The 2,039-nt window shown below is 64.5% G+C and carries 2 protein-coding genes and 1 pseudogene; all 3 read left to right on the top strand.

The features are described from left to right. Nucleotides 1-152, top strand: a pseudogene (locus tag EN738_RS36990) (mandelate racemase); the annotation flags it as partial. Nucleotides 153-444: 292 nt separating this feature from the next. After that, on the top strand, nucleotides 445-1,767 hold the full coding sequence (locus EN738_RS33800; RefSeq protein ID WP_127287316.1) for a homoserine dehydrogenase: 1,323 nt from the start codon (nucleotides 445-447) through the stop codon (nucleotides 1,765-1,767). A 19-nt stretch (nucleotides 1,768-1,786) separates the two neighbouring features. Further along, nucleotides 1,787-2,039: FGGY family carbohydrate kinase (locus EN738_RS33795; RefSeq protein ID WP_245494851.1), on the top strand; the 253-nt coding region annotated here is incomplete at its 3' end.

Genomic DNA, 2,039 nt, shown 5'->3' with positions numbered 1-2,039 from the left:
CCATCGCCTTCCACGAAGGGGTGACGGGGCGCACCGCCTCGAACAAACCGCCGGTGACCGGCAGCCGCATGGGCATCCCCGACGGGCCTGGCCTCGGGATCGACGTGGTGCCGGACCTGCTCGGCAAACCGTTCTTCGAGATCGGCGGCTGAAGATGAAGATCCGCCGCATATCGGCGACGCCGGTTCCAGGTTGAGCGCTTGTTCAGACACTCAGCACTATTCGTGCTGAAGGCGTCGATTTTGGCCAAAACGCCCGACAAAATCCCTCACGAAAGCGCCCTGCCGACATCGAAGGTCCGGCATTGCCGCTGCACCGGCGCCTGCAAATCGGATTCCCGCAGCATCTGCCCAAATGCCGGTTGAAATATTTTTCAATTGGAAATAGGAATGTTCATGATAATCATCCCGGCGCAGCGGCGCGCCAAGGACCGGAGGAAGCTACATGTCCCATCCGCAATTCGCAGCGGAACTCCTGCAGCGCGCTGAAAAGCAGGGGCCGATCATCATCGGTCTCGCCGGCGCCGGGCAGATGGGCACCGACATCGTCGTTCAGGTAGCACTTATGCCGGGCATGCGCATCGGCGCCATTTCCGAGGTGCGTCCGCAAGCGGCGATCGACGCGGCCCTGCTTGCCGGCCATGACCTCTCCGACATCGTCCAGGCGCCCAACGCCTCTGCCATCGACCGTGCCATCGAGGCCGGCAAGATCGCCGTCACCGAGGATCTGCATGCGCTTGCTGCCGCCGGCCGCATCGACGTCATCATCGACGCCACCGGGAACCCCAACATCGGCACGCTGTTCGCGCTCGAAGTGATGAAGAACGGCAAGCATATCGTCATGCTCAATGTCGAGGCCGACATCACCATCGGCCGTTTCCTGAAGGAAGAAGCGCGCAAGGCCGGGGTCGTCTACACGGGCGCCGCCGGCGACGAGCCTGCCTGCACGCTGGAGATCATCGGCTTTGCCAAGAGCCTTGGTTTCACAATAGTCGCCGCCGGCAAGGGCAAGAACAATCCGCTGAAGTTCGACGCCGTGCCGGCCGACTACGAGAAGGAGGCCAGCGAGCGCAACATGAACGCGCGCATGCTGGTCGAGTTCGTCGACGGCTCGAAGACGGCGATCGAGATGGTGGCGATCGCCAACGCCACCGGCCTGGTGCCTGACGTGCCGGGCATGCACGGCCCGACCGCGACGCTTGACGAACTCGCCAACGTGCTCTGTCCGCGCGAGGATGGCGGCGTGCTGCATCGCAAGGGCGTGGTCGACTATTCGATCGGCAAGGGCGTGGCGCCCGGCGTGTTCTGCATCATCGAGACCAGGCATCCGCGCGTGCTGGAGCGCATGATCGACCTCAAGGTCGGCAAGGGCCCCTATTTCACGATCTTCCGCCCCTATCACCTGACCAGCCTGGAAGTGCCGCTGTCGGCGGCGCGCGCCGTGGTCTACAAGCGCGCCGACATGGAGCCGCTCGACCATCCGGTGGCGGAAGCCGTGGCGGTCGCCAAGAGCAACCTCGGCGCCGGCCAGTCGCTCGGCATGATCGGCGAGAACGACTATCGCGGCTTCGCCATGACCTGGGAGGACGCGCGTGCCAGGGGCGCACTGCCGCTCGGGCTTGCCGAACGCGCCAAGGTGGTGAAGCCAGTGAAGGCCGGCGACTTCCTCACCTATGAAAACTGTGTACCCGACGATTCGATGGTGATAACCCAGATCCGCCGTCGTCTCGACCAGTCGGACGGACGGTTCGTCACCAACGCCGCCTGACATCCCGGATCTCCGCCTGATGGACGATGTCGTAATCGGGATCGACGCCTCGACGACGGCCGTGAAGGCGATCGCTTTCGCGCGGAACGGGGCGGAACTGTTCCAGGCGCGCGAAACCTACCCGCTGTCCAACCCTGCGCCCGGCCATTTCGAACAGGACGCCGAGCATTGGTGGACGGCGCTGCTTGCCGCGCTGAAGCAGGTCGCAGGCAAGGTCGGCGGTTCGCGCGTGGCGGCGATTTCCATCGCCCACCAGCGCGAGACATTCACCC

Origin of the sequence: Mesorhizobium sp. M4B.F.Ca.ET.017.02.2.1 (assembly GCF_003998955.1) — a bacterium.
Classification (GTDB): Bacteria; Pseudomonadota; Alphaproteobacteria; order Rhizobiales; family Rhizobiaceae; genus Mesorhizobium; species Mesorhizobium abyssinicae.
The sequence above is the reverse complement of the archived record's forward strand: the minus strand, read 5'-3'. Positions and strand labels throughout refer to the sequence as shown.

What these genes read in the sequence shown, in the direction of transcription:
- EN738_RS33800 (WP_127287316.1), top strand. Translation starts at nt 445, where the DNA reads ATGTCCCATCCGCAATTCGCAGCGGAACTCCTGCAGCGCGCTGAAAAG.